This is a genomic window from Pseudomonas sp. S2_E01 (assembly GCF_054668365.1).
Map to the genome: position 1 here is coordinate 147,201 of NZ_CP162762.1, position 24,412 is coordinate 171,612.

The 24,412-nt window shown below is 59.9% G+C and carries 24 protein-coding genes and 4 tRNA genes; 10 read left to right on the forward strand and 18 right to left on the reverse strand.

Annotated elements, in window-relative coordinates; genetic code table 11:
- The first annotated feature begins 76 nt into the window (after positions 1 to 76).
- The 5 genes from AB4O36_RS00705 to AB4O36_RS00725 all read left to right on the forward strand — a co-directional run bounded on the left by AB4O36_RS00705 (position 77) and on the right by AB4O36_RS00725 (position 2,274).
- Positions 77 to 152 (forward strand) — tRNA-Asn (locus tag AB4O36_RS00705).
- A 9-nt stretch (positions 153 to 161) separates the two neighbouring features.
- Positions 162 to 238: transfer RNA gene (locus AB4O36_RS00710), tRNA-Pro, on the forward strand.
- A gap of 5 nt (positions 239 to 243) precedes the next feature.
- Positions 244 to 319: transfer RNA gene (locus AB4O36_RS00715), tRNA-Lys, on the forward strand.
- A 95-nt stretch (positions 320 to 414) separates the two neighbouring features.
- Positions 415 to 491, forward strand: a tRNA-Pro gene (locus tag AB4O36_RS00720).
- 157 nt (positions 492 to 648) lie between these two features.
- A complete protein-coding gene (locus AB4O36_RS00725; protein ID WP_460120775.1) occupies positions 649 to 2,274 on the forward strand; it encodes a methyl-accepting chemotaxis protein in 1,626 nt (541 codons plus the stop codon).
- Between the two features lie 59 nt (positions 2,275 to 2,333).
- Here the strand turns inward: AB4O36_RS00725 and AB4O36_RS00730 are convergent, their stop codons facing one another.
- The 5 genes from AB4O36_RS00730 to AB4O36_RS00750 form a co-directional block, all read right to left on the reverse strand.
- Positions 2,334 to 2,732 carry an HvfA family oxazolone/thioamide-modified RiPP metallophore gene (locus AB4O36_RS00730; RefSeq protein ID WP_460120777.1) on the reverse strand — a complete coding sequence of 133 codons (399 nt, stop codon included), beginning with the start codon at positions 2,730 to 2,732 and terminating at the stop codon, positions 2,334 to 2,336.
- Positions 2,733 to 2,941: 209 nt separating this feature from the next.
- A complete protein-coding gene (locus tag AB4O36_RS00735; RefSeq protein ID WP_460120779.1) occupies positions 2,942 to 4,240 on the reverse strand; it encodes an NAD(P)/FAD-dependent oxidoreductase in 1,299 nt (432 codons plus the stop codon).
- Between the two features lie 60 nt (positions 4,241 to 4,300).
- Complete coding sequence (locus AB4O36_RS00740; RefSeq protein WP_460120781.1) at positions 4,301 to 4,474, reverse strand: DUF3094 domain-containing protein; 174 nt, start codon at positions 4,472 to 4,474, stop codon at positions 4,301 to 4,303.
- A 68-nt stretch (positions 4,475 to 4,542) separates the two neighbouring features.
- Positions 4,543 to 5,070, reverse strand: coding sequence for an MOSC domain-containing protein (locus AB4O36_RS00745; RefSeq protein WP_460120783.1), 528 nt, complete (start codon positions 5,068 to 5,070; stop codon positions 4,543 to 4,545).
- The gene (locus tag AB4O36_RS00750; RefSeq protein WP_460120784.1) at positions 5,067 to 5,693 is read right to left on the reverse strand and encodes a DUF1780 domain-containing protein; all 627 of its coding nucleotides are present in this window, start codon (positions 5,691 to 5,693) and stop codon (positions 5,067 to 5,069) included. The genes AB4O36_RS00745 and AB4O36_RS00750 overlap by 4 nt, the downstream gene beginning before the upstream one ends.
- Positions 5,694 to 5,822: 129 nt before the next feature.
- Between AB4O36_RS00750 and AB4O36_RS00755 the strand changes: the two genes are divergently transcribed.
- The 3 genes from AB4O36_RS00755 to AB4O36_RS00765 all read left to right on the forward strand — a co-directional run bounded on the left by AB4O36_RS00755 (position 5,823) and on the right by AB4O36_RS00765 (position 7,256).
- Positions 5,823 to 6,290, forward strand: coding sequence for an FAD/FMN-containing dehydrogenase (locus tag AB4O36_RS00755; protein WP_460140887.1), 468 nt, complete (start codon positions 5,823 to 5,825; stop codon positions 6,288 to 6,290).
- On the forward strand, positions 6,287 to 6,976 hold the full coding sequence (locus AB4O36_RS00760) for an energy-coupling factor ABC transporter permease (protein ID WP_460120787.1): 690 nt from the start codon (positions 6,287 to 6,289) through the stop codon (positions 6,974 to 6,976). Before AB4O36_RS00755 ends, AB4O36_RS00760 begins: the two co-directional genes overlap by 4 nt.
- Positions 6,977 to 7,040: 64 nt before the next feature.
- The gene (locus AB4O36_RS00765; RefSeq protein ID WP_460120788.1) at positions 7,041 to 7,256 is read left to right on the forward strand and encodes a hypothetical protein; all 216 of its coding nucleotides are present in this window, start codon (positions 7,041 to 7,043) and stop codon (positions 7,254 to 7,256) included.
- A gap of 9 nt (positions 7,257 to 7,265) precedes the next feature.
- Here the strand turns inward: AB4O36_RS00765 and yacG are convergent, their stop codons facing one another.
- From yacG to pilB, 5 genes are read right to left on the reverse strand one after another with little or no spacing between them, the layout of a single operon-like run.
- Positions 7,266 to 7,466: a DNA gyrase inhibitor YacG gene (gene yacG, locus AB4O36_RS00770; RefSeq protein ID WP_460120790.1), complete on the reverse strand. Its 201-nt coding sequence runs from the start codon at positions 7,464 to 7,466 to the stop codon at positions 7,266 to 7,268.
- Positions 7,463 to 8,086, reverse strand: a complete 624-nt coding sequence (coaE, locus tag AB4O36_RS00775) for a dephospho-CoA kinase (RefSeq protein ID WP_460120792.1) — start codon at positions 8,084 to 8,086, stop codon at positions 7,463 to 7,465. Before coaE ends, yacG begins: the two co-directional genes overlap by 4 nt.
- Complete coding sequence (locus AB4O36_RS00780) at positions 8,083 to 8,955, reverse strand: prepilin peptidase (RefSeq protein ID WP_460120794.1); 873 nt, start codon at positions 8,953 to 8,955, stop codon at positions 8,083 to 8,085. Before AB4O36_RS00780 ends, coaE begins: the two co-directional genes overlap by 4 nt.
- 1 nt (position 8,956) lies before the next feature.
- Complete coding sequence (locus AB4O36_RS00785) at positions 8,957 to 10,174, reverse strand: type II secretion system F family protein (RefSeq protein ID WP_460120796.1); 1,218 nt, start codon at positions 10,172 to 10,174, stop codon at positions 8,957 to 8,959.
- A gap of 2 nt (positions 10,175 to 10,176) precedes the next feature.
- A complete protein-coding gene (pilB, locus tag AB4O36_RS00790; RefSeq protein ID WP_460120798.1) occupies positions 10,177 to 11,874 on the reverse strand; it encodes a type IV-A pilus assembly ATPase PilB in 1,698 nt (565 codons plus the stop codon).
- Between the two features lie 225 nt (positions 11,875 to 12,099).
- On the opposite strand from pilB, the gene AB4O36_RS00795 reads away from it, so the two are divergent.
- Positions 12,100 to 12,507: a pilin gene (locus AB4O36_RS00795; protein ID WP_460120800.1), complete on the forward strand. Its 408-nt coding sequence runs from the start codon at positions 12,100 to 12,102 to the stop codon at positions 12,505 to 12,507.
- Between the two features lie 321 nt (positions 12,508 to 12,828).
- A complete protein-coding gene (locus AB4O36_RS00800; RefSeq protein ID WP_460120802.1) occupies positions 12,829 to 13,179 on the forward strand; it encodes a BON domain-containing protein in 351 nt (116 codons plus the stop codon).
- Between the two features lie 332 nt (positions 13,180 to 13,511).
- Here AB4O36_RS00800 and AB4O36_RS00805 read toward each other — a convergent pair whose 3' ends face one another.
- The 8 genes from AB4O36_RS00805 to panB form a co-directional block, all read right to left on the reverse strand.
- Positions 13,512 to 13,811, reverse strand: coding sequence for a DUF2845 domain-containing protein (locus AB4O36_RS00805; protein WP_460120804.1), 300 nt, complete (start codon positions 13,809 to 13,811; stop codon positions 13,512 to 13,514).
- Positions 13,808 to 16,756: a DUF748 domain-containing protein gene (locus AB4O36_RS00810; RefSeq protein WP_460120806.1), complete on the reverse strand. Its 2,949-nt coding sequence runs from the start codon at positions 16,754 to 16,756 to the stop codon at positions 13,808 to 13,810. Before AB4O36_RS00810 ends, AB4O36_RS00805 begins: the two co-directional genes overlap by 4 nt.
- A gap of 92 nt (positions 16,757 to 16,848) precedes the next feature.
- Entirely contained in the window at positions 16,849 to 17,865 is a 1,017-nt protein-coding gene (locus AB4O36_RS00815; RefSeq protein ID WP_460120808.1) for a class I SAM-dependent rRNA methyltransferase, read from the reverse strand.
- 155 nt (positions 17,866 to 18,020) lie between these two features.
- Positions 18,021 to 19,958 (reverse strand): acetate--CoA ligase, encoded by a 1,938-nt coding sequence (acs, locus tag AB4O36_RS00820; RefSeq protein ID WP_460120810.1) that lies wholly within the window; start codon positions 19,956 to 19,958, stop codon positions 18,021 to 18,023.
- A gap of 228 nt (positions 19,959 to 20,186) precedes the next feature.
- Positions 20,187 to 21,851 (reverse strand): glucose-6-phosphate isomerase, encoded by a 1,665-nt coding sequence (gene pgi, locus AB4O36_RS00825; protein ID WP_460140888.1) that lies wholly within the window; start codon positions 21,849 to 21,851, stop codon positions 20,187 to 20,189.
- 217 nt (positions 21,852 to 22,068) lie between these two features.
- Positions 22,069 to 22,449: an aspartate 1-decarboxylase gene (panD, locus tag AB4O36_RS00830; protein WP_460120814.1), complete on the reverse strand. Its 381-nt coding sequence runs from the start codon at positions 22,447 to 22,449 to the stop codon at positions 22,069 to 22,071.
- A gap of 128 nt (positions 22,450 to 22,577) precedes the next feature.
- Complete coding sequence (gene panC, locus AB4O36_RS00835) at positions 22,578 to 23,435, reverse strand: pantoate--beta-alanine ligase (protein WP_460140889.1); 858 nt, start codon at positions 23,433 to 23,435, stop codon at positions 22,578 to 22,580.
- The gene (panB, locus tag AB4O36_RS00840; RefSeq protein ID WP_460140890.1) at positions 23,432 to 24,232 is read right to left on the reverse strand and encodes a 3-methyl-2-oxobutanoate hydroxymethyltransferase; all 801 of its coding nucleotides are present in this window, start codon (positions 24,230 to 24,232) and stop codon (positions 23,432 to 23,434) included. Before panB ends, panC begins: the two co-directional genes overlap by 4 nt.
- Between the last annotated feature and the right edge of the window lie 180 nt (positions 24,233 to 24,412).

The following is a 24,412-nucleotide window of genomic DNA, read 5'->3' on the forward strand; positions in this document are numbered from 1 at the left end:
AGACACACGAACGCAGCGATGCGAACGGGTCGAAGAGGTGAAACAAGCTGTAAAGTTGTAACTTGAAATATGCAGTTCCGTGATAGCTCAGTCGGTAGAGCAAATGACTGTTAATCATTGGGTCCCAGGTTCGAGTCCTGGTCACGGAGCCAATTTCAAACCGGGGTATAGCGCAGTCCGGTAGCGCGCCTGCTTTGGGAGCAGGATGTCAGGAGTTCGAATCCCCTTACCCCGACCATATTTGGGTCGTTAGCTCAGTTGGTAGAGCAGTTGGCTTTTAACCAATTGGTCGTAGGTTCGAATCCCACACGACCCACCATTTTTGAAACCAGGTAACACTGGAATCGAATCTTAAGATCAGAGGCCAAAAGCGCTGATCGAAGAAGGCGCCTTTTGAAGGTGCCTTTTTTTTACCGGGGTATAGCGCAGTCCGGTAGCGCGCCTGCTTTGGGAGCAGGATGTCAGGAGTTCGAATCCCCTTACCCCGACCATATTAAAAATCCTCGTATCGAAAGATACGGGGATTTTTTTTGCCTGCGACAAAGTGATCACTTAAGTCGTCATACAAGTTGCCGATAAACAGGCAATGGGGGACTGCCGAACAACACCCCCAACTCCTGGTCATTACAAGAAAAAAGGTCGCTCGTCATGTTGCTTCGTCAGTTGAATATCGCTCCTCGGGCGGCTCTGGGGTTCGCTTTGATCGCCGTGCTGGTGGCGTTACTCGGTATCTTCGCCCTGGGGCAGATGTCCAGCATCCGCGAAAGCGAGGTGGCAGTGGAAAAGCAATGGTTGCCGAGCATTCGCGGCGGTGACGAAATTCGCGAATTGATGCTGCGTATCCGCACCATTTCCCTGCGCATGGCGCTGGACCAGGACCCCAAGAACATCCCGGTCTACCGCGGCCAGATGGACACACGCGACAAAGAGCTGGGCGAGAAAATTGCGGCCTATGACCATTTGGTCGACACTCCTGAAGGCCGGGCCTTGTATGACCAGTTCAAAACCACGTTCGCGGCCTATCGCACCGGCATTGCCCAGTCTTTCACCTTGGCCGAGCAGGGGCGCCGTGACGAGTTGACCAAATTGCTGCTGGTCGACATGAAGACCGTGGTCGATGGTTCCGGCAAGCAACTCAATGACCTGGCGGAACTGTTTGCCAAGCAGGTCGTCGTGGAAAGCGAGAAGTCTGCAGCGCACTACGAAACGTCGCGAACCATTGTCAGCTTGTTCATTGCCCTCGCGGCGCTGGCGACCGTGGCGCTGGCCATGTTGTTGACCCGCAGCATCGTGCGTCCATTGAGCGAAGCCCTGGGCGCCGCTGAAAGCGTCGCCCAGGGTGACCTGACCCAGCCGATTGCAACGCATGGCAACGATGAAGTCAGTCGCTTGCTCAAGGCCCTGGCAACCATGCAGCAAAACCTGCGCGAAACCCTGCAAGCCATCAGCGGTTCGGCCACGCAACTGGCCGCGGCGGCGGATGAACTGAACGCCGTCACCCTCGACAGCACACAGGGTCTGCAAGCGCAGAACAACGAGATCGAGCAGGCGGCCACGGCGGTCAATGAAATGACCACGGCGGTGGAAGAGGTGGCGCGCAATGCAGTGTCGACCTCTGATGCGACCCGTCAGTCGAGTGAATCGGCGCATTTGGGGCAGGAACGGGTCAGCGAAACGGCAAACGCCATCAGTGCCCTGGCCAGTGAAGTGCAACACACCGGCGAATTGGTGCAATCGCTGGCTAACCAGTCCCAAGACATTGGCAAGGTACTGGAAGTCATTCGGGCCATCGCCGAGCAAACCAATCTGCTGGCGCTCAACGCGGCCATTGAAGCGGCGCGAGCTGGGGAGAGCGGGCGTGGATTTGCTGTGGTCGCCGATGAAGTACGTGCCCTGGCGCATCGTACCCAGCAATCGACCCTGGAAATCGAACAAATGGTCCAGGGCATGCGCAGCGGTTCGAGCCTGGCGCTGGAATCGATGAACGCCAGTGCCTCGCGCGCCGCCAGCACCCTGGAACTGGCAGAACGGGCGGGTGACGCGTTGGTCGCTATCACATCGTCGGTGCACGAGATCCACGAGCGTAACCTGGTGATCGCCAGCGCCGCCGAAGAGCAGGCACAAGTGGCACGGGAAGTGGACCGTAACCTGGTGAACATCCGCGACCTGTCGGTGCGTTCTGCCACAGGCGCCGATCAGACCAGCACCTCCAGCCACGAGCTGTCAAAATTGGCCAACACCTTGCAGGGCATGGTCCAGCGCTTCCGGGTGTAAATCGTAAACAAAAAAGCCGCGCTTTCTGGGGAGAAAGCGCGGCTTTTTCGTTTTCAGGCTCAGGCGCCGTCGCGGTCTTTCAAATGTTCGAACAGGCCTTTTGGCATTTTCTTGCCGTTGGCTTCGAAGTTGGCTTTGACGTTGTCGTACGCCTCTTGCTCATCGATGAAACCGTCGTGGTTGGTGTCGATTTTGTCGAAGTTGGAGTTTGGTGCGACTTTCTGGAATTCAGCGCGCGAAACCTTGCCGTCGCCGTCGGTGTCGGTTTTTGCCATCGAAGCATCGCCGCACTTGCCTTCGCCACATTTGCCTTCAGGGGTTTTCACCACCTGGTCGGCCGACGCCAGAAGATAACCCTGGCTCAAGGGCTGCGAAGCGAACGTGGTGCCTGACAACATCATGCCGCCAGCCAAGACAGCGCCGAGCAGACCGATAGTGTTTTTAGTGGTACGGGTCATTTAAATTCTCCTACACCTGAGCGGGCGGGGTGCCTTGCTCGGATGTGGTCATTTAAAAGGCGGGGTGTATCGCTACTGTGTCGCGCAAGGGGGGAGTTTGTAAGCGAAGGGGCGAAAGGGTGGGGGCAGATACACTGAGAAACACTGTGCCTGGTACTGAAAAAACTGTGGGAGCGAGCCTGCTCGCTCCCACAGGGATAGGGTGTAAATCAGTGCAGCTTCAGGCGCGGCTCCGTCCCGCGGCCGATCTTGCTGCCCAGCATCAACATCGCTGTTCGGAACGCGCCATACAGCGCCATTTGATGCATGCGGTACAGCGACACGTAGAACATCCGCGCCAACCAGCCCTCGAGCATCACACTGCCGGTGAGGTTGCCCATCAAGTTACCCACAGCGGAGAAACGCGACAGCGAAATCAGCGAGCCGTAGTCGGTGTACTTATACACAGGCAGCGATTTACCTTCGATGCGCAGCTTCAGGGATTTGGCTAACAACGACGCTTGCTGATGCGCCGCCTGGGCACGCGGCGGGACATTGCGGTCGGTACCCGGCTGAGGGCAGGCCGCGCAGTCGCCGAAGGCGAAGATGTTTTCGTCACGGGTGGTCTGCAGGGTCGGGAGCACCTGCAGTTGATTGATGCGATTGGTTTCCAGGCCATCAATGTCCTTGAGGAAACCCGGCGCACGAATGCCGGCGGCCCAGACCTTCAGCCCGGCGTTGATCACATTGCCGTCGGCGGTGATCAGGCTGTCGGCGGTCACCTCACTGACGGCGGCATTGGTCATGACGTTGACGCCGAGTTTCTCCAGGGTCTTGTGCACAGGCCCCCCGATCCGTTCCGGCAGCGCTGGCAGCACTCGTGGGCCGGCCTCGATCAGGGTGATGTGCATGTTTTCCGGCTTGATCCGGTCCAGGCCGTACGCCGCCAGCTCATGAGCGGCGTTATGCAGCTCGGCCGCCAGTTCCACGCCCGTGGCACCGGCGCCGACGATGGCGACGCTGATCTGCTGCACTGCATCGGTTTGCCCGGCATGCGCGCGCAGGTAATGGTTGAGCAGTTGCTGGTGGAAGCGTTCGGCCTGCTTGCGGGTATCGAGGAACAGGCAATGCTGCGCCGCGCCCTGGGTGCCAAAATCGTTGGTGGTGCTGCCGACGGCAATCACCAGCGTGTCATAAGGCACTTCACGCGCCGGCACCAGCTCCAGCCCGGCTTCGTCGTAGGTGGCCGCCAGCTGGATTTTTTTCTGCGTGCGATCAAGCCCGCTCATGCGCCCCAGCTGGAACTCGAAGTGGTTCCATTTTGCCTGGGCTACATAATTGAGTTCATCTTCGGAGGAATTCAGGGAACCGGCGGCCACTTCATGCAGCAACGGTTTCCAAATGTGGGTCAGGTTCGCGTCGACCAGCATCACGCTGGCCGTGCCGCGCTTGCCCAGAGTCTTACCCAGACGGGTAGCCAACTCCAGGCCGCCGGCGCCGCCGCCGACAATCACAATACGATGGGACATGGGGATAACTCGCAAGGCTAAAGGAAACGGGTGCGGTTACCCGAGCGAGCGCCAGGCAGCTCATAGCGTCAGGTAACTGATAAAGCGGCTCAACAGGCCCAGGCTGATGGTCACGGCCAACACCATCACCAGGAGCATCCAGGGCCGAAAAGGCCGGCGCTCGACTTGGTGCTGGGACAACTGCAGATACTCTTCGACATGCTTTTGGTCGTCAGGGTTCAGGCGGCTGGTCATATTGGCCTCGTCAGGGGGTAGACGTTGCTGAATGTGTAGAAGCTACATGCCGGTTGCGGTGCAATACTTCAGCCCGCATTGAAGGGAGCATAGCCGCTTGCCGGTATCGGCTCGACCGTGACCGCATCGTCCAGGCGAATGATTCCACTTTGTAACACCCGGGCGGTGATTCCGCCATGCCCCCGAACCGCCTGGAAGGTGCCTGGGCCGAGGTTGTCCTGCAGGCGTGCGCATGGCTGGCACCAGCCGGTGGTTTCGAAAATCGCCTGGCCGATCCTGAAGCGCCGGCCCTTGAGGCTGAACAGGTTGATGCCACTGACGACGATGTTGCGGCGCAAATCCTGAGGCAATACCGGCTGATCGTGCGCACGGCCCATCAGCGCACTGATCACAGCCAGGTGTTCCGACTGGATCAATGTCACCTGGCGCGCATTGCGGATACCCGGGCGGGCGCGATCACCCGTCAGGCCGGCTTCCAGGCGTGCCTCTACCGCGTCGAGTTCGATCATCGGCGCGTGGCGCTCTGGCCGCACGCCGATCCAGCGAACGCAGCCCTGCTGGGGCACATGGGCGAGTAAATCCTGCAAGGGGCTCACAGACTGATACCGACATCGAACACGATGCTGCGTCCCAGGTTGCTGCGTAGAAAGTCCGGCGCGTCCGGATGGGCAAACAGGACGCGGGCAAACGTGGGGCCCACCAGCGACAGCGAGCGCCAGCCCTGGCGCAGGTACTCGGTAGGCGGGGGGAAGTGGCTATTGAGGTCGAGCACTTCGCGCTTGAGGCTGGTGAAGGCGATGATGTCCAGTTCGCCCAGGTCCATGCCGCGTTCCTTGTAGTTGTGGGCTTTCTTGCGCAGCGTCGGCGCCAGCCTCTGCAGGTACTCATTGGCCGGAATGCGCCGGGGCTTGGCCTCGCGGCGCACCAGGGAACTCAAGGAAAACGCCGTGCGCCGGCGTTGCAACTCGTCTCGCCATTCATCGTTGAGGCGTCTTCCTTCGTCGAGCACGAAAAACACTTCGAAGTTGGCGTCGCGAAACAGCACGTCCGGTGGCTCGCCAGCCGGGGCGAACTCATCGACGCGGTAGGGGATGTTCAAGCCTTGCAGCAGGCGCTGGCAGACCCAACGCTCACGCTCCCATTTGCGGGCATTGGACAGGAACGCGTTGGCTTGCTCGGCCGCGATGGTCAGCAGGCGAAGGTAATCTGAGTCATCCATAGGCCCAAGCTTAGCGTTCAATTGCGACAAGCTGAAAGCGTTTGACCGCAAAGGACATCACTGGGCAGTTGGAGCCTGCGGTGTAGACTGATGGCCATTGCGCGCAAGCGATCAAACGAGGGATCAGACGTGAAATGTTGGCCGTTGTTGCTGCTCAGCCTCTTGCCCCTGTGGGCCCATGCGTTGGAAGTCGGCGACCGGTTGGCGCCCTGGACGTTGCTTGACCAGTTCGATCACGCCTACAGCCTCGACGATCAGGCGCAGACGTTGCTGGTGGCCCGGAGCATGGATGGGGCCAAGGTGGTCGACGCCGCGCTGCAAGGACAGCCCAAAGGGTACCTGGAAGCGCGCCACGTGGTGTTTGTCGCGGACATCGAGCGCATGCCCCGACTGATTGCGAAAATGTTCGCGGTGCCCGCCATGCGCAGCTATGACTATCGGATCATGCTTGACCGGGACGGTCGAGTGGCTCCGCGCTATCCCGGTGCGGTGGATAAGGTGCTGTGGTTGACGCTCGAAAAGGGGCGACTGGTGGGCCAACAGGAATTTGCCACGGCGGAGCAATTGCGTGAGGCCCTGGAGAAGGCCGGCCGATGATAGGCGCGCCGTTGCTGTCACCCGAAAGCCTGACGACTGGCTGGCTGATTTACCTGCCGGTGATTCTCTGGGCCATCTGGCGCGCGCCCTGGGTCGAGTTGTTCAGCGACCGTCGCCGCCAACACCTGCTGTTTGGCACCGTGTTCGCGCTGTTCATGCTGTGGCTGGTGCGGCGCGATTTCGATACGGGTGTGTCCTACCATTTCCTCGGCATGACGGCCGTGACCCTGCTGCTGGATTGGCCTTTGGCGATCGTCGGCGGGTTGGTCGCGCAACTTGGCCTGGTGTTGCTCGGACGACAGGACCTCGCTGCCGTTGGCGTCAACGGCGCCCTGTTGATCGTGCTACCGGTGCTGGTCACTGAATGCTGCGCGCTTCTGGTGGAACGGGCGCAGCCGCGTAATCTCTTCGTGTACATCTTCGTTTCCGGTTTCTTCGCCGCTGCGCTGTCGGCGTTGCTATGTCTGCTGCTGGCACTGTGGTTACTGTGGTTTGACGCCGTGTTTGCCATGCCCTACTGGCTCGAAGATTTTGTCGGCTACCTGTGGTTGATCATTTTTCCCGAGGCGTTCATCAACGGCATGGTGATCAGCGCACTGGTGGTGTTTTGCCCCGAGTGGCTGGAGACCTTCAACCGCACTCGCTACCTTTCGGCGCCCTGGAAGGATGACGATCCCAAATCTTGATCCACATCAAAGGCAAAAAAACCGGACGAATCCATGCTCGCGCAAAACCTTCAGGAGCATCGAAATGAGTGTCTACGAATGGGCAAGGCAGGAACTGCGCCACAGTCTGGATGCAGCGCAGGAAGTTGGGTTTGATCCGGGATTGAGCCTGCGCGCCATGCTCAGTGCGGTTGTTCAGCAGAGCAAGGCGGTGCGCAGTGTCGAGGACCTGGCGGACGAGTTGCAGTTTCTCGCCGAGAACCTCGATGACGGTCAGGACTACGGTTTCATGCGGCCCTGACCTTCGGCCTTAGTGACGGGGTTCGAAGTCTTCGCTGAACAGATCGTCCTCAGCGTCGGGGCCGACCGGGATCTTGTGTTCTTCCGACGCCCAGGCACCGAGATCGATCAATTTGCAGCGGTCCGAGCAGAACGGCCGGAATTGGCTATCGGGTGCCCATTCGACGGGAGCGCCGCAGGTCGGGCAATTGACGGTTGGGGTCTGGCTCATGACTGGCCTCCACGCAATGTTAAGTAAAAATGATGCAGGCGCTCGACCTCGCTGTGCAGCCAGGCGAGGTCGCGGTCGTTGACCACCACGTCGTCGGCATGGCTCACGCGATCCTGACGGCTGGATTGCGCCTTGAGGATCGCCTGGACCTGTTGCTCGCTGGTCTGGTCACGTTGCAGGGTGCGTTCGATCTGCAGCTGTTCGGGCGCATCGATGACCAGCACGCGCTGGGTCATGGCGTACTGCCCGGACTCGATCAGCAAGGGCGATACCAGAATCGCGTAAGGCGATTGTGCCTTGCCCAGGTGTTCGGCAATTTCCTCGGCGATCAGTGGGTGTAGCAGCGCTTCAAGCCACAGGCGCTGGTTGGGGTCTTCGAAAATCAGCTTGCGCAACGCCGTGCGATCGAGCTGTCCGTTGGCATGCAGTACGCCGGGACCGAAATGTTCGGCAATTTTCGCCAGCGCCGGACGACCCGGTTCCACGACCCAGCGCGCCGCGTGATCAGCATCGACCACGTGAACACCGAGGTCGATGAAGTGCTGCGCCGCCGCGCTTTTGCCGCTGCCGATGCCGCCGGTCAGGCCGAGAATCCAGGGTTTTTCCACAGGGGTATTCATTTCAAACCGACAAACTGCCAATAGAAGTCGGTTATTTGACCACCCCAGAGCAAGGCAATCCAGCCGGCAATTGCCAGATAGGGTCCGAAGGGCAGTGGCGTTGATGTTTTTGCGTTGCGCAGGTTGAGCACGATCACGCCCACCACCGCGCCCACCAGCGACGACAACAGTATCGTCAGCGGCAAAATCTGCCAGCCGCCCCAGGCGCCCAGCATGGCCAGCAGCTTGAAATCGCCGTGACCGATGCCGTCCTTGCCGGTGATCAGCTTGAACACCCAGAACACCGTCCACAGGGCCGTGTAGCCAGCGATCGCGCCCCACAATGCCTCGTGCAACGGCACGAACAGCTCGAAGCTGTTGACGATCAGCCCCAGCCACAGCAGCGGCAGCACCAGTGCGTCCGGCAGCAGTTGGTGCTCGGCGTCGATCAAGCTCATGGCCAGCAGACCCCAGCTCAACACCATGACCAGCAGCGCCTGCCAGCCGAAGCCGAAATGCCAGGCGACGAAGGCCCAGAGCAGGCCACAAGCCAGTTCGGTCAGGGGGTAGCGCTTGCCGATCGGCGTTGCACAATGCGAGCAACGTCCGCGCAAGAGCAGATAACTGAGCAGCGGTATGTTTTCCCAGGCCCGGATGCGGTGCCCGCATCGCGGGCACTGGGAGTGGGGCAGCAGCAGGTTGTAGGTGGGCAGGGGCGTTTCATCCGGCAAACCGAGGATCTCTTGGGCCTGCAATCGCCATTCACGGGCGAGCATTTTCGGCAGGCGCCAGACCACCACATTGAGAAAACTGCCAACCAGCAGGCCCAGTACCAGCGCCATGACCACGAATGCCAGCGGGTAAATCGTGAGAATTTCATTCCAGAGCATGTCAGATCGCAGCGCCGAGTTGGAAAATGGGCAGGTACATCGCCACCACCAAACCGCCGACGATAACACCCAGGACCACCATGATGAACGGTTCCATCAGGCTGGTGAGGTTATCGACCATGTTGTCGACTTCGGCCTCATAGAAACTCGCGACTTTGTCGAGCATGTCGTCAAGGGCGCCGGACTCTTCGCCAATGGCGGTCATCTGAATGGCCATGTTGGGAAAAATGCCGGAGGTGCGCATGGAAAAATTCAGCTGCATTCCCGTCGATACATCCTGCTTGATCCGCTGCACCGCACGCTTGAATACGACATTGCCGGTCGCGCCGGCCACCGAATCCAGCGCTTCGACCAGGGGCACACCGGCGGCGAAGGTGGTCGACAGCGTACGGGCAAAACGGGCCACGGCGGATTTGTACAGCAAAGTGCCAATCAATGGCAGTTTCAGCAGCCAAGTGTCCATCGTGTCGCGAAAGCGTTGGGATGTTTTCAGCGCTCGACGCACGCCGAAGATGGTCGCCATCATCAAGCCCAGGACAACCCACCACCATTCCTGCAAAACCTTTGAAAGGCCGATGATCATGACCGTGAACGCCGGCAGCTCAGCACCAAAATTCTGGAACACCGACTCGAACTGCGGCACCACCTTGACCAGCAGAATCCCGGTGACGATGATCGCGACGACCACCACCGCTGTCGGGTAGGTCATGGCTTTCTTGATCTTGGCCTTGAGGCTTTCACTCTTTTCCTTGTAGGTGGCGACCCGCTCAAGCAGGGTGTCCAACGCACCAGCCTGTTCACCGGCGTCTACCAGGTTGCAGTAGAGTTCGTCGAAATACTCCGGCTTCTTGCGCAGGGCGGCGGCGAAGCTGTTACCCGCTGCCACCTCCTGTTTCACCTCGTCCACCAGCTTGCGCATGGCCGGGTTATCGAAGCCTTCGCCGATGATGTCGAACGACTGCAACAGCGGCACGCCGGCTTTCATCATGGTCGCCATCTGCCGCGTAAACAGGGCGATGTCCTGGGCCTTGATTCGCTTGCCGAAGCTGAGAATCGAGGCAGACTTCTTGCGCACCTTGCCGGGGTTGATGCCTTGCTTGCGCAGTTGAGCCTTGACCAGTGCCGGGTTCTGGCCACTGAGCTCGCCGGACATTTTCGTGCCTTTGCGATCGGTGCCTTCCCAGGCATATACGCTGATTTTTGCTGCCTTGGCCGCCATGATCAGTCCTTGGTCACCCGATTGATTTCTTCAAGGCTGGTAATGCCCTGCATGGCCTTGATCAGGCCCGAAGTGCGCAGGTCGTTGAACCCGTCCTTGCGCATCTGGATATCAATTTCCAGCGCGTTGCCGTCGGCCATGATCAATCGTTGCAGCGCTGGCGTGTTCTTCACCACCTCATAAATCCCCACGCGTCCCTTGTAGCCTGCGTTGCAATGCTCGCAACCGACCGGTTCATAGATCGTGAACTGGCCGATGCGTTCCTCGGGGAAGCCCTCCGTGAGCAACGCCTCGCGGGGAACATCCAGGGGCTTCTTGCAGTGGCTGCACAACTTGCGCGCCAGGCGCTGGGCGATGATCAGGCTCACCGAGGTGGCGATATTGAACCCATGGATGCCCATGTTGTGCAGACGGGTCAGGGTTTCGGCCGCGCTGTTGGTGTGCAGGGTCGAGAGCACCAGGTGACCGGTCTGGGCGGCCTTGATGGCGATTTCGGCGGTTTCCAGGTCGCGGATCTCGCCGACCATGATCACGTCGGGGTCCTGCCGCAGGAAAGAGCGTAAGGCCTGGGGAAACCCCAGCCCCTGTTTGGCATTGACGTTGACCTGGTTGATCCCTTCCATGTTGATTTCCACCGGGTCTTCGGCGGTGGAGATGTTGATGTCCACGGTGTTGAGAATGTTCAGCCCGGTGTAAAGGGATACGGTCTTGCCCGACCCGGTGGGCCCGGTTACCAGAATCATCCCCTGCGGTTGTTTCAGGGCCTCCATGTACAGTTCTTTCTGATCCTGCTCATAGCCCAGGGCGTCGATGCCCATCTGCGCGCTGGACGGATCGAGAATCCGGATCACCACCTTTTCACCCCACAGGGTCGGCAGGGTGTTGACCCGAAAATCGATGGACTTGCTCTTGGAAAGGCGCATTTTGATGCGACCATCCTGGGGCTTGCGCCGTTCGGAGATGTCGAGACTGGCCATGACCTTCAGGCGCGCAGCGATGCGGCTGGCCAACTGGATCGGCGGCTTGGCCACTTCGCGCAGCATGCCGTCGGTGCGCACCCGTACGCGGTAGGTTTTTTCGTAGGGTTCGAAGTGCAGGTCGGAGGAGCCGCCGCGGATGGCGTCGAGCAACATCTTGTGAACGAAGCGCACCACCGGCGCGTCGTCGGCATCCTGACCGGCGATGCCGTCCTGTCGTTCGTCGATTGCTTCGATGTCCACGCCATCAAGATCGACGTCAGCCATCTCCTCCAGACCGGTGGCGTGGTTGTCGAAGAATTTGTCGATGGCGTCGCTGAGTTTGTCTTCCTCGACCAGGATGGCTTCGGTGGTGAGTCCGGTGCTGAACTGGATATCGTTGATGGCCTGATGATTGGTCGGGTCGGACACCCCGACGAACAGTTTGTTGCCACGTCGCCACAGAGGCAGCACGTGATGCAGGCGCACCAGTTTTTCGCTGACCAGATCTTTGGGCTGGGAATCCTTGTCGAGCCGATGAAGATCGAGCAGGGCCATCCCGAAGTGCTCCGAAGCGATCTCGGCCACCTGGCGGCTCTTGACCAGTTTGTTCTGCACCAGATAGCTGACCAGCGAGATTTTTTGGCGTTGCGCCTGTTGATAGGCCTGTTGCGCGCTTTTGTCAGTGAGCAGTTCGGCGAGGACCAATTGCTTGGCCAGGCCGCTTAGAGCGATGTCATTCATGGGAGTACCGGACGCGAACAATTCATGACTTATAGCCTAGTCAACCGGTCGAGCCAAACCAGTGGTTTTGAAGTGACAAAAAGTGTCAGTTAGTGCGGATTCCGGGGGGCGCCCATCGCGAGTTTTGGGCGGGGGGCCTTCATTGCAGGGGTTGAAAGATCTGGCACGGGCTGTGCTGAAGGCCATTCAGATCATGAGATTCCGACTCATGCATGGAGCCTGTCTATGAATAATCAAAAAGGTTTTACCCTTATCGAGCTGCTGATCGTTGTGGCGATCATCGGGATCCTGGCGACGTTCGCGATTCCGGCGTACTCCAAATACCAGGCGCGGGCGAAGGTGACGGCGGGGTTGGCGGAGATTTCGGCGTTGAAAGTGGCTTATGAAGACAAGCTCAATTCGGGCACGGCGGCGCCGTCTACCACTGATATCGGTGCCAGTACCACGTCGCAGCACTGCACTATCAGTGTCCTGGCAGCGCCAAGCAACGGGATTGTCTGCACGCTCAAGGGGGCGCCGACGGTTGTCGCCAACGCGACGATCACGCTCACTCGTGATGCGACCAGCGGATGGTCGTGCAAAACCAGCGCAACGGCCGATTACGCTCCAGCGGGCTGCCCTACAGGCACATGATTGATCCCTGTCTGCTGACCGAAACCCGCCTTCTGAGGCGGGTTTTTTTTGCCGTATAGGCTCAATTCCACCGCGCCCCCTGCGTAATTGCAAAACCTTCGCAAATTCATGGCCTTAGGCCCACGCGAAAACCGGCAACTTGCAAGTCGATAAATGACAAGTCATGCAAATTGCATGATTTCGAAAATCTACTAAATTTATAAGTGATTGATATATATAGGTTTTATTCTTGTTTCAAAACTGGCACAGCGTTCGCAATGTACTGGGTAACCTGCTGACAAGACATCCAGCAGATTTTCCAGAAAAACAGGAGTTACTCGTATGAAGAAGTTCGTAATCGCTTCCGCTGCTGCTACCGCGCTGACCCTGACCATGGCCAACGCCGCTTTCGCTGCTCAGGCTACCCAGGCCCCAATGATGCTGGCCGCTGGTGAAGTTACCGAAGCCAAGGAAGCCACTTCCGATACCTGGATCACCACCAAAGTCAAAGCTGACCTGGTTACCGAGAAAGGCATTCCTGGTACTGACATCAAGGTAGAAACCAACAAAGGCGTGGTTTCCCTGTCGTCCACTACTGCTGTGACTGAATCGCAGAAAGCCACCGCCGTGGCCATCGCCAAGAAAATCAAAGGCGTCAAAGCGGTCTCCGCTGACGGCCTGAAAGCCGAGTAAGGCAAGACTTCTCGCCTGGACCGGGAGAAGGTGCGGTAGACGGGCCGAGTCATACGTCTGCCGCCACTTTGGAGTTCATGCGACGGCCATAAGGATGTGGCCATTACAGGCCTCGGGCATTCGTGCTCGGGGCCTGTTCTATTTTGGGGGGCACAAAGGCGGGTAGGGGGCTTGTTCTGTCTGGCTACACAAAAACAAAACTGTGGGAGTGGGCTTGCTCGCGATGACGGTGTGTCAGCCACATGGATGGCGCCTGATACGACGCTATCGCGGCGGTGCGACGATTCGACAAGCTCCACAAATGAGTGAGTCAAGCCGAGTACTCAGCGCAATCAGTTCCCACGCTTGCTGGTGATCTGCCTCAGCCGGTTACCCTCGAACCGCAGGTACTGATACATCCCGCCATTGGGCCCGTAGGTCCATTCCTCGACCTGGAATTCTTCGCGCCGGTTGGCGCTGCGCTTGTAACCCAAAAGATCGCGGCTGACGGGCTCGCCGCACTTTTGCAGCACCTCGCTGGACCGATCCCCGACGCTGATCAACTGGCTGCCGCAACGCAGGGTATCGGCAGCCCAGGCGTGGGTTGTACCCAATGCCAGTGTCAGGCCGAACAGAACCTCCCGGACCCTCATTCGGCGTCCAGGTGCATCGGTGTCACTACCCGACCGTCACTTTCAGCCTCGCCGAGGCTGGCGTCGATGAAGTACACACGATCATCTGCCAGTTGGCCCTTGTCGACCAGGTAGTCCTTGATGCTGCTGGCGCGGTCCTGGCCCAACTGGCGCAACAGCACGTCGCTGGAGCTCCAGAACTTGATGACGTCGGCGCGCATTTTCGCCGTGCGCTCCTCCTTGCCAAGGTCGGCCCATTCAGCCGGTGGCTGGGTTTTCAGGCGGGTACGGTAGATGCCTTCGAGCAGCGGGCCTTTCTCGCCCTCCGGGACTTGCAGCAGCGACGCCTGCGCCGGCACCTTGTCGCCGCGACGCTGGAGCATTTTGTAGTAGTTGTATTGGTATTCGCGTTCCAGGCGCTGCTCGGCAATCAGCGGGCCATCGCTGCTGGCGGCCGCCGTGCCCTCGATCTCCAGGCGCAGCGCCGGACGTTCCTTCAGGGCCTGGGACAGTTTGACCAGTGAACCCTCCGCATCCTTGCTCAGGTCGCTGGAACCCGGCGCGAACGACACCGTGCCCAGATCCTCGGAACCACCGCCACTGATCAGCCCGCCGATCATCTTGAACGGTGCGGCGGCGGCCTTGACGATCAGGTTGCGCAGGGTCTGCCAGACAATTGGCATGACGCTGAATTGTGGATTGTTCAGGTCGCCGGTCACCGGCAGTTCGATGGAAATCTTGCCGTCGACGTCCTTGAGCAAGGCAATCGCCAGCTTCAATGGCAGGCTGACCGCATCGGGGCTGTCGACCTTTTCACCGAGCTGCAACTGCTCGACCACCACTTTGTTTTCTGCCTTCAATTGGCCTTTGGTGATCAGGTAATGCAGGTCGAGGTTGAGCCGACCCTTGCGGATGCGGTAGCCGGCGAACTTGCCGGAGTAGGGCGTCAGCGTGGTCAGTTCTACGCGTTTGAAGCTGGTGGCGATGTCGAGGCTCGCCATCGGGTCAAACGGATTGACCGCGCCCTTGATGGTCACCGGGGCGTAGCGGTCGACCTTGCCCTTGACGTCTACGGTCGCCGGTTTCGCCTGACGGCTGTCGATGGTGCCGATCTGGCCGTTGAGCTGTTGAACCGCAGTGGCGAAATTCGGCGTCAGGCTGAAGTCGGCGAAGTTGGCCGAGCCGTCGTTGATCGCAATGCCACCGATGTGGATGCCCAGCGGTTTGTCTTTGCTCGCCGGTTTGGCCGCTGCGGTTTTGCCGCCGGAATCGGCCGGTTGTGGAATCAGCAGGTCATCGACGTTAGTGGTACGGTCGTCGTTGATCATGAAACGCACATAGGGCTGGAACAGGTTGATGCGGTCGATCGACACGCTGTCGCCATGCTGGTAGTTCAAGCCTTCGACCACCACCTGCTGCCACTTGAGGAAGTCGCGGGTTTTCAGGGTATCGAGGGTGTGCAACTGATCGATCTGCGCCCGTCCGGTGACGCTGAGTGCCAGCGGCTCGGTGCTCTTCAGGTCGACCGCCAGATCGCTGCCGAGCATGCCGCTGCGCAGTTCGAGGCGGATGAACGGATTGATGTAGGACTGCGCAACACGCAGGTCGATGTCTTTGGTTTGCACCTTCAGTCTGGCGCTCACCGGCGCCAGGTTGACCTCGCCCTCAGCGTTGACTTTGCCTTGCTTGCCGACGCCGGCGTCGAGCTTGAGGGTAAAGGGCGAACCATTGAGGCTGTCGAAGTTCTGCAGGTCCAGGTTCAGCGGTTTCAAATCCAGCTCGACAGCGGGTTGCGCCTTTCGATCAGCCAGATGCACCTGGTAGTCGCGCAACTGCACGTCCTTCAACAACACTTGCCACGGCTTGCCGGGCGTTTGCGGCGCCTTCGGCGAGTCGGCCGCCGCCGGTGTGTCAGCGGGTTCGGCCTTGGCCTTGACGGCAGCTTTGGACGGTTGGCTGGCGAACAGTTTTTGCCAGTCGAGTTGGCCATCGGCTTCCAGGGCGGCCCAGGTTTCGAGCTTCTGACTGCGGATCTTGCCGACCACCACTTGTTGCCTGGCCAGGTCCACGGTGGTGTCGGTGACATCCAGTCGCTCGAGTTTTGCCAGTTGCCGGCCATCCGGGGCCTTGATGGCAAACGGCGCCACACTGACCGCGACGTTGCTGAGCAGCAGTTCGGTTTGCTTGGCCAGATTGAGTTTGTAGTCGGTGCTCAGGCTGACAACGCCGTCTTCGAGCACCAGCGGCACGGCGTCGCGCACGTAGGGCCAAAAGGCTTTCATCTTGCCGTCAGTAATTTTCAGCGTGCCCTCGGAGGCAATCGGGATCAGGCTGAAGTTACCGGACCAGTCGATCTGTCCGCCGTTGGGCCCGACAGCCACCAGAGTCATGTCGGCGCTGTCTTCGGGCAGGGTGCTGAGGTTTTTCAGCTCGAAGTCCAGTTTGTCGTAGACGAATTCGATAGGCTCGCTGGGGCGTTCGTCCAGAAAGTGCACGGCGCCACCGGCCAGGTTGATGCGCTCGATGCGCAATGGAAAGGGCTTGGCGTCGGGATTGGCTGGCGTTGGCTCACTCGCCGGCAACTTGAACAGGCCCAGCAAGTTGAGCTTGCCGTCCTTGTCAAAAAGAATCTCCGTCTTGGGTTTGTCCAGTTCGATGTCGGCCAGGTGTAGCGCCTTGGTCCACAGGCTGTCGAGCTGCAGGTTGGCGTACAAGCGCTCGAAGCCGACCTGTTCCTTGCCCGGCTCGCCAATGGTCAGGCCCCACAGCGTCACTTCAAGGCTGAAGGGATTGAGTTCGATTCGCTGCAGCGTGGCGGGTGTCGTCGCATAATTGGCCAATTGTTGATTGGCTACACGCAAGGCTATGCCCGGCAGAATCAGAAACCCCAGCAGGCTGTAGAGGGCCAGGGCAGTCAACAAGGCGCCGACGGCGCGAATCAATCCTTTGTGCATGTGCAGCTTCATCTGTCTGAATCGGAGTGCCTTGGAGTATGGCACGCGTTTGCGGTTCCGAAGCAAATGAGCTGCACACCACTTTCAGATTTGTCTGACGTGTTTCAGAGCTGCAGGATCAGGGTTTTCAGAGGGGGCTGTTGGTCCATCGACGGAAAATCCCTTGCCGGCTTCATCTCTGTCCATTCGCGTACCGGACGCCCGGCCTTCTCGGCACAACGCAAGACCTGTTCGCGCCAGTCATCCATGCTGACTTTTGCCAGGTTGTTGCAGCAGATCAGCACGCCATCCTCTGCGGTGGTCAGCAGGGCAGGTTTAAGCAGGCTCTGGTAGTCGCGCAGCAGGTCGACGGTGCCGAATGCACTCTTGGCCCAGGCCGGTGGATCCAGCAATACGAGGTCGTATTGGCGTTGTTCCAGGCGTGGGTAGCTCGGCAGCTTTTGTCCGCGACGCTGGCTGACGGGCAGCCCGGCCAGTTGGCGGATAGCCGGGAAATAATCGGACTGGATAAATTGCATGGTCGGCAGATCCGGGTTGAGCAGGCCGTTTTCCCGGCCGACGGCCAGGTTGCCCTCGGCGAAGTCCAGGTTGCACACCTCGCGCGCCCCGCCAGCCGCTGCGCTCAGGCCGACGCCGCAGGTGTAGGCGAACAGGTTCAGCACGCTTTTGTTTCGACTATGGTCCTTGACCCAGCCACGGGCGTTACGCAGGTCGAGAAACAGCAGCGGGTCCTGGCCGGCGTGGCGGCCGCGTACCCGATAGTTCAGACCCCATTCATGACCCACCAGGTCTTGCAGGGCGGCGTCATCGGCCTTGTAGACCGTGTCCTCGCGATCAATCCGCGAATTGCCCCGCGAACGGTCGTTGTAGACCAGCAAGGTGTCGAGCCCCAGATGTTGATTGATGACGGCGTGGATGTGCAGCAGGTCTTCACGTTCCAGCGTCTGGTGAAAGCTCTGCACCAGCAATTGCGGACCGTAGCGGTCGATGGTCAGGCCACCGGCGCCTTCCTGGCTGCCGTGGAACAGGCGATAGCAGTCGGTGCCCTGCTGATGCAGTTCGGCCAGCAGGTCCTGGCGATGATCAAGGGCGGCGCGCAGCGCCTGGTTCAAGGAAGACATGCTGGGCGCCTTGCTGGAGGAATGGGGCGCGGAAGTTTAGCAGTTTGACGTCAGACCGAGGTGAAGCGATCGCGACGGTGCGACGTTTCGCCAAGCTCGCTCCTACAGGGGGCGTGCGCAGATTCCCTGTAGGAGCGAGCTTGCTCGCGGTGCTTTTACTGGTTTAGCCGCTTATCGACCAGATCCTGCACCACGCTCGGGTCCGCCAGCGTCGACGTATCTCCCAGGCTGTCCAGTTCATTGCAGGCGATCTTGCGCAGTATCCGTCGCATGATCTTGCCCGAACGGGTTTTCGGCAAAGCCGGCGCCCACTGGATCAGGTCTGGCTTGGCGAAGCTGCCGATTTCCTCGCTGACGTGGGCCAGCAGCTCTCTTTTCAGCTCGTCGCTGGGCTGGATACCGTTCATGGGGGTAACGAACGCATAGATACCCTGGCCTTTGACATCGTGGGGGTAACCGACCACGGCGGCCTCGGCAATGCTGTCGTGCAGCACCAGGGCGCTTTCGACTTCGGCGGTGCCGATGCGGTGGCCAGACACGTTGATGACGTCGTCGATACGTCCTGTGATCCAGTAGTCGCCGTCCTCATCGCGGCGTGCACCGTCGCCGGTGAAGTAGTAACCGGGGTAGGGCTTGAAGTAGGTGTCGACCATTCGCTGCGGGTCGCCGTACACGCTACGGATCTGCGCCGGCCAACTGGATTTGATCGCCAGCACGCCGCTACCGGCTCCTTTGATCTCCTTACCGGTTTCATCCAGCAACACCGGTTGCACGCCGAACATCGGTTGGGTGGCGCAGCCGGGTTTGATCCGTTGTGCGCTGACCAGGGGGCTGAGCATGATGCCGCCGGTTTCGGTCTGCCACCAGGTATCGACGATGGGGCAACGCTGTTCGCCGACAGCATTGAAGTACCACTCCCACGCTTCCGGGTTGATCGGCTCGCCGACGCTGCCGAGCAGTCTGAGGCTTGCCCGCGAAGTTTCCTTCAACGGTTCGGCCCCTTCGCGCATCAGCGAGCGCAGGGCGGTCGGAGCCGTGTAGAAAATGTTCACCTTGTGTTTGTCGATGACCTGCCAGAAGCGCGAGCTGGTCGGGTAGCTCGGGACGCCTTCGAAGATCAGCGTGGTCGCGCCATTGGCCAGTGGACCGTAGACGATGTAACTGTGACCGGTGACCCAGCCAACGTCGGCGGTGCACCAGAAGACTTCCTTGTCGCGGTAGTCGAGTACGTACTTGAAGGTCATGGCGGCTTGCAGCAGGTAACCGCCGGTGGTGTGCAGCACGCCTTTGGGTTTGCCGGTGCTGCCGGAGGTGTAGAGGATGAACAGCGGATCTTCGGCATCCATCGGCTCCGGCGCGCAATCATCACTGACGTCGCGCAGCGCCTGGTGATACCACAGGTCGCGGCCCTCTACCCAGTTCACCTGGCCCTGGGTGCGCTCCACCACGATCACCGTGCTGACATTCGGGCAACTGAGCAGGGCTTTGTCGACTTTTTCCTTGAGTGAAACGAACTTGCCGCCGCGCACGCCTTCATCGGCGGTGATCACGGTGCGGCAGTCGGCGTCGAGAATCCGGTCACGCACCGAGTCGGGAGAAAACCCGCCAAACACCACCGAATGCACCGCGCCAATGCGCGTGCAGGCGAGCATCGCGTAGGCCGCTTCGGGAATCATCGGCATGTAGATGCACACGCGGTCACCTTTCTTGACGCCTCGGCTTTTGAGCACATTGGCGAGGCGGCACACGTGATGGTGGAGTTTTTTGTAGGTGATTTGCGCGGATTCGGCCGGGTCGTCGCCTTCCCAGGCAATGGCGACCTGATTGCCGCGTTCTGCCAGGTGGCGGTCGATGCAGTTGTAGCTGACGTTCAACTGGCCACCGGCAAACCAGCTGGCTTCACCGGTTTTCAGGTTGTAGCGCTGGACGGTGTCCCAGGGTTTGCTCCAGTCCAGAAAGTGCCGGGCTTGCTCGGCCCAGAAGTCGCTGGGGTGTTCGACCGATTGGCGGTAAAGGCGCTTGTAGTCGTCTTGACTCAACTGTGCAGCCTGGCGGACGGCATCGGCTTTGGGGAACGTGCTGATATCGAACATGACGGTTCCTTATTCTTGTTTTGCGACAAGAGTAAAGATGGACCGAGATGGGGAAGGGTTCAACCGGGTTGCCCGAATTCCGGACTCACAGCAAAACAACCAGGGAAAACGACTGTGGGAGCGGGCTTGCTCGCGATTGCAGTGTGTCAGTCAACATAGACGCTGAATGACACACCGCTATCGCGGGCAAGCCCACTCCCACAGGGGGCATAGCAGTGGGGCTAAGGATCAGCCGCGGTGACGACCGCGGAAGTAGTTGATCAGGCCCTGGGTAGACGCATCCTCGGCCGCGGTTTCTTCGCTGCCGACCAGGCGGTTGTAGACGCCCTTGCCCAGTTCCTTGCCCAGCTCCACGCCCCACTGATCGAAGGCATTGATGCCCCAGACCACGCTTTGCACGAAGACCTTGTGTTCGTACATCGCCACCAGAGCGCCGAGACGACGCGGGCTGATGCGTTCGACCACCAGAGTGTTGCTCGGACGGTTGCCCGGGATCACCTTGTGCGGCGCGAGTCTCTGTACATCGGCTTCGGCCATGCCCTTGTCGCGCAGTTCGGTCTCGGCCTCGGCGCGGGTCTTGCCGAGCATCAACGCCTGGCTTTGCGACAGGCAGTTGGCGTACAGCCACTGGTGGTGATCGGACACTGGGTTGAAGCTGACGATCGGCACAATGAAGTCGGCCGGGATCAGTTGAGTGCCCTGGTGCAGCAACTGGTGATACGCGTGCTGGCCGTTGCAGCCGACGCCGCCCCAGATCACCGGACCGGTATCGGTGGACACCGAGGTCCCGTCCTGGCGCACGCTCTTGCCGTTGGATTCCATGTCCAGCTGTTGCAAGTGCTTGGTGATGTTACGCAGGTAGTGATCGTACGGCAGGATCGCGTGGCTTTGCGCACCCCAGAAATTACCGTACCAGACGCCGAGCAGGGCCAGCAGCACTGGCATGTTCTGTTCGAACGGCGCGCTTTGGAAATGCTGGTCCATGGTGTAGGCACCGGACAGCAGCTCCTTGAAGTTCGACATGCCGATGGCCAGGGCGATCGGCAAGCCGATGGCCGACCACAGCGAGTAACGCCCGCCGACCCAGTCCCACATCGGGAAGATGTTTTCTTCACGAATACCAAAGGCGACCGCCGCCGCGTTGTTGCTGGAAACGGCGATGAAGTGACGGTACAGCTCGGCTTCCGAACCACCCTGCGCCAAGTACCAGGCACGAGCGGCCTGGGCATTTTTCAGCGTTTCGAGCGTGTTGAAGGATTTCGACGAGACGATGAACAGCGTGGTTTCGGCGCGCAGCTTCATGGTCAGCTCATGGAACTCGCTGCCGTCGATGTTCGCCAGGTAGTGGCAGCGCACCCCTTTTTGCGCGTAGGAAAGCAGCGCTTCGGATACCAGCTCCGGGCCGAGGAAGGACCCGCCGATGCCGATGTTGACCACGTCGGTGATCGGCTTTTCCGTGTAACCGCGCCACAACCCGTCGTGGATACGGCCGACGAGGTCGGTGATCTGGTTCAGCACCTTGTGGACTTCCGGCATGACGTTGACGCCGTTGACCGACAGCTTGTCGCCGACCGGGCGGCGCAGCGCGGTGTGCAGGGCCGGGCGGCCTTCGGACGAGTTGACGATCTCGCCTTCGAACAGCGCCTTGATCGCGCCTTGCAGGTCGACTTCCTTGGCCAGGCCGACCAGGAGGTCACGCGTCTGGGCGTTGATCAGGTTCTTCGAGTAGTCGAGAAACAGGCCGCAGCTGCTGAGGGTGAATTGAGTAAAGCGCTGCGGATCGGCATTAAAGGCCTCGCGCATGCTGAAATCCTGCATGGCTTGGCGGTGTTCTTTCAGCGCCTGCCAAGCGGGCAGTGCGGTCACGTCTTGAGGAGTACGGTAATACGCCATCGCTGCGGGTTTCCTTTTTACTTGAACGGCCTTTTGAACACTAAAAGTCCCGGAGCGCCATGGGTGGGCGCCCGGTCAAACTGCGTCGACACGATTTCATGGCACAGGGCGACTACAGTAAACCTCGCGCTGCGATCTGTCTTGACTTTGTCTGACCCGTTCCCGGTACTTTTTTGTACATGGGATAGGGAACGGTCCGACAAACGGGGGAATTGGCTCAGGCGACCTGGACGGGGATGGCGTTGCTGGTGTGGCTCAGCTCATTGCCTGGGGCCATATAGAGCATGCGCGGCTTGAAGTGGGCGAGCTCGGCTTCGCTGTACTGCGCATAGGCGCAGATGATCACGCGGTCGCCGACCTTGGCCTTGTGGGCTGCGGCGCCGTTGACTGAAATGATGCGCGATCCTTCTTCGCCACGAATCGCGTAAGTGGTGAAGCGCTCGCCGTTGTCGACGTTGTAGATCTGGATCTGTTCGTATTCTCGGATGCCGGACAGGTCCAGCCACTCGCCGTCAATGGCGCAGGAACCTTCGTAATCGAGTACAGCATGAGTGACTTCGGCGCGATGCAGCTTGGCCTTGAGCATGATGGTGTGCATGAGTGTTTCCCAGGTCGAGGGGGCGATGGGTTCCTGTGTGGGAGCGGGCTTGCTCGCGAAAGCGGTGTGTCAGCCAGCATTTATGTGTCTGACACACCGCTTTCGCGAGCAAGCCCGCCCCACATTTTTCAGGAAGCGTCGAGATCCAGGTGCAGATTATCGATCAGGCGCGTGGTGCCCAGGAATGCCGCCACCAGAATCACCAGGTCGCGGTCCTGCGCCGTTGCCGGGCGCAAGGTCAGTGCATGACGGATTTCCAGGTAATCGGTGCGCAGGCCAGCGGCCTCGAGCTGCTGCTGTTGCGCCGCGATCAACGCAGGATAATCCCGTTCGCCCTGTTTGATGGCCTCGGCCATCGAGGAGAGCGTGCGGTACACAATCGGGGCAACCGCGCGCTGTTCTTCATTGAGAAAACCATTGCGCGACGACAGCGCCAAGCCATCGTCGGCGCGGACTGTCGGCTCGCCGATGATCTGGATCGGCATGTTCAAGTCATGCACCAGCGCGCGAATGACAGCGAGTTGCTGGAAGTCTTTCTGGCCGAACACGGCCAGGTCCGGCTGAACCATGTTAAACAACTTGCTGACCACCGTCGCCACGCCTTCGAAATGGCCAGGACGACTCGCACCGCACAGGCCTTCGGACAGTTGCGGGACGCTGACGCGGGTTTGACCGGCCATGCCCTCGGGGTACATCTCTTCAACGGCGGGGGCGAACAACAGGTGGCAACCGGCTTCGAGGAGTTTTTCCTGGTCCGCCGCCAGTGTGCGCGGGTACTTGTCGAGGTCTTCGCCCGCGCCGAATTGCAGTGGGTTGACGAAAATGCTCGCGACCACGAAATCTGCCCGTTGCGAGGCCTTGGCAATCAGCGCCATGTGACCGCTGTGCAGGTTGCCCATGGTCGGCACCAGGGCAATGCGCTTGCCTTCACTGCGGGCGCGAGCTACGGCTGCCCGCAGTTCACGTAGGGTTTTTACGGTGTTCATGCAGAGAATCCGTGTTCGGTGCCGGGGAAAGTCGTTGCCTTGACCTCGGATACATAAGCGCCGAGCGCCGCCGCAATGCTGGTCTGGCCGGCCATGAAGTTCTTCACGAACTTCGGCACGCGGCCAGTGATCGACAGGCCCAGCATGTCGTGCAGCACCAGTACCTGGCCATCGGTGCCGTTACCCGCGCCGATGCCGATCACCGGAATGCTCACTGCCTGAGTGATTTCCTGAGCCAATTCGCTTGGCACGCACTCCAGCAACAGCATGGCGGCGCCGGCCTGCTCCAGGGCAATGGCATCGGCCCGCATCTGCCGCGCCTGATTCTCGCTGCGGCCCTGGACTTTGTAACCGCCGAGGAGGTTCACCGCCTGCGGAGTCAGCCCCAAGTGTGCACAGACCGGAATGCCACGCTCGGCCAGCAGGCGGATCGATTCCGCCAGCCACAGTGCCCCTTCGACCTTGACCATGTGCGCACCCGCCTGCATCAGCGTGGCGCTGTTGATCATGGTTTGTTCGAGGGTGGCGTAAGCCATGAATGGCAGGTCGGCGAGGATCAAAGCGTCGGTGTTTCCACGTTTGACGGCCGCGACGTGGTAAGCCATTTCGGCAGTGGTCACCGGCAAAGTACTGTCATGACCTTGTAGAACCATGCCGAGGGAGTCGCCCACCAACAGCACTTCGACGCCAGCCTCGTTGCAGGCGTGTGCGAAGGTGGCGTCATAGCAGGTCAGCATGGTGATTTTTTCACCTTTTTGCTTGAGACCTTGCAGCGTGGTCAGGGTGATGGCTGGCATCAAAAGTTCCTCATTCAGGCGCTGTGGAAACTACTGCGAGTAACGCGCGTGATTCTTCGTTAAATACAGGCGCACGCTCTGTTGTCGTGCTTTTAAGGCCTGGATTGCGCCCTTTACTGCCGAGTTGACGGCAGCGGGACGCCTATAGTCGTGAGGAGAACTCGGGAAGTCAATTACGTG

Coding starts and splice junctions, on each gene's coding strand:
- AB4O36_RS00725 (WP_460120775.1), top strand. CDS start 649: ATGTTGCTTCGTCAGTTGAATATCGCTCCTCGGGCGGCTCTGGGGTTC.
- AB4O36_RS00730 (WP_460120777.1), bottom strand. CDS start 2,732: ATGACCCGTACCACTAAAAACACTATCGGTCTGCTCGGCGCTGTCTTG.
- AB4O36_RS00735 (WP_460120779.1), bottom strand. CDS start 4,240: ATGTCCCATCGTATTGTGATTGTCGGCGGCGGCGCCGGCGGCCTGGAG.
- AB4O36_RS00740 (WP_460120781.1), bottom strand. CDS start 4,474: ATGACCAGCCGCCTGAACCCTGACGACCAAAAGCATGTCGAAGAGTAT.
- AB4O36_RS00750 (WP_460120784.1), bottom strand. CDS start 5,693: ATGGATGACTCAGATTACCTTCGCCTGCTGACCATCGCGGCCGAGCAA.
- AB4O36_RS00760 (WP_460120787.1), top strand. CDS start 6,287: ATGATAGGCGCGCCGTTGCTGTCACCCGAAAGCCTGACGACTGGCTGG.
- AB4O36_RS00765 (WP_460120788.1), top strand. CDS start 7,041: ATGAGTGTCTACGAATGGGCAAGGCAGGAACTGCGCCACAGTCTGGAT.
- yacG (WP_460120790.1), bottom strand. CDS start 7,466: ATGAGCCAGACCCCAACCGTCAATTGCCCGACCTGCGGCGCTCCCGTC.
- coaE (WP_460120792.1), bottom strand. CDS start 8,086: ATGAATACCCCTGTGGAAAAACCCTGGATTCTCGGCCTGACCGGCGGC.
- AB4O36_RS00780 (WP_460120794.1), bottom strand. CDS start 8,955: ATGCTCTGGAATGAAATTCTCACGATTTACCCGCTGGCATTCGTGGTC.
- AB4O36_RS00785 (WP_460120796.1), bottom strand. CDS start 10,174: ATGGCGGCCAAGGCAGCAAAAATCAGCGTATATGCCTGGGAAGGCACC.
- pilB (WP_460120798.1), bottom strand. CDS start 11,874: ATGAATGACATCGCTCTAAGCGGCCTGGCCAAGCAATTGGTCCTCGCC.
- AB4O36_RS00795 (WP_460120800.1), top strand. CDS start 12,100: ATGAATAATCAAAAAGGTTTTACCCTTATCGAGCTGCTGATCGTTGTG.
- AB4O36_RS00800 (WP_460120802.1), top strand. CDS start 12,829: ATGAAGAAGTTCGTAATCGCTTCCGCTGCTGCTACCGCGCTGACCCTG.
- AB4O36_RS00805 (WP_460120804.1), bottom strand. CDS start 13,811: ATGAGGGTCCGGGAGGTTCTGTTCGGCCTGACACTGGCATTGGGTACA.
- AB4O36_RS00810 (WP_460120806.1), bottom strand. CDS start 16,756: ATGAAGCTGCACATGCACAAAGGATTGATTCGCGCCGTCGGCGCCTTG.
- AB4O36_RS00815 (WP_460120808.1), bottom strand. CDS start 17,865: ATGTCTTCCTTGAACCAGGCGCTGCGCGCCGCCCTTGATCATCGCCAG.
- acs (WP_460120810.1), bottom strand. CDS start 19,958: ATGTTCGATATCAGCACGTTCCCCAAAGCCGATGCCGTCCGCCAGGCT.
- pgi (WP_460140888.1), bottom strand. CDS start 21,851: ATGGCGTATTACCGTACTCCTCAAGACGTGACCGCACTGCCCGCTTGG.
- panD (WP_460120814.1), bottom strand. CDS start 22,449: ATGCACACCATCATGCTCAAGGCCAAGCTGCATCGCGCCGAAGTCACT.
- panC (WP_460140889.1), bottom strand. CDS start 23,435: ATGAACACCGTAAAAACCCTACGTGAACTGCGGGCAGCCGTAGCTCGC.
- panB (WP_460140890.1), bottom strand. CDS start 24,232: ATGCCAGCCATCACCCTGACCACGCTGCAAGGTCTCAAGCAAAAAGGT.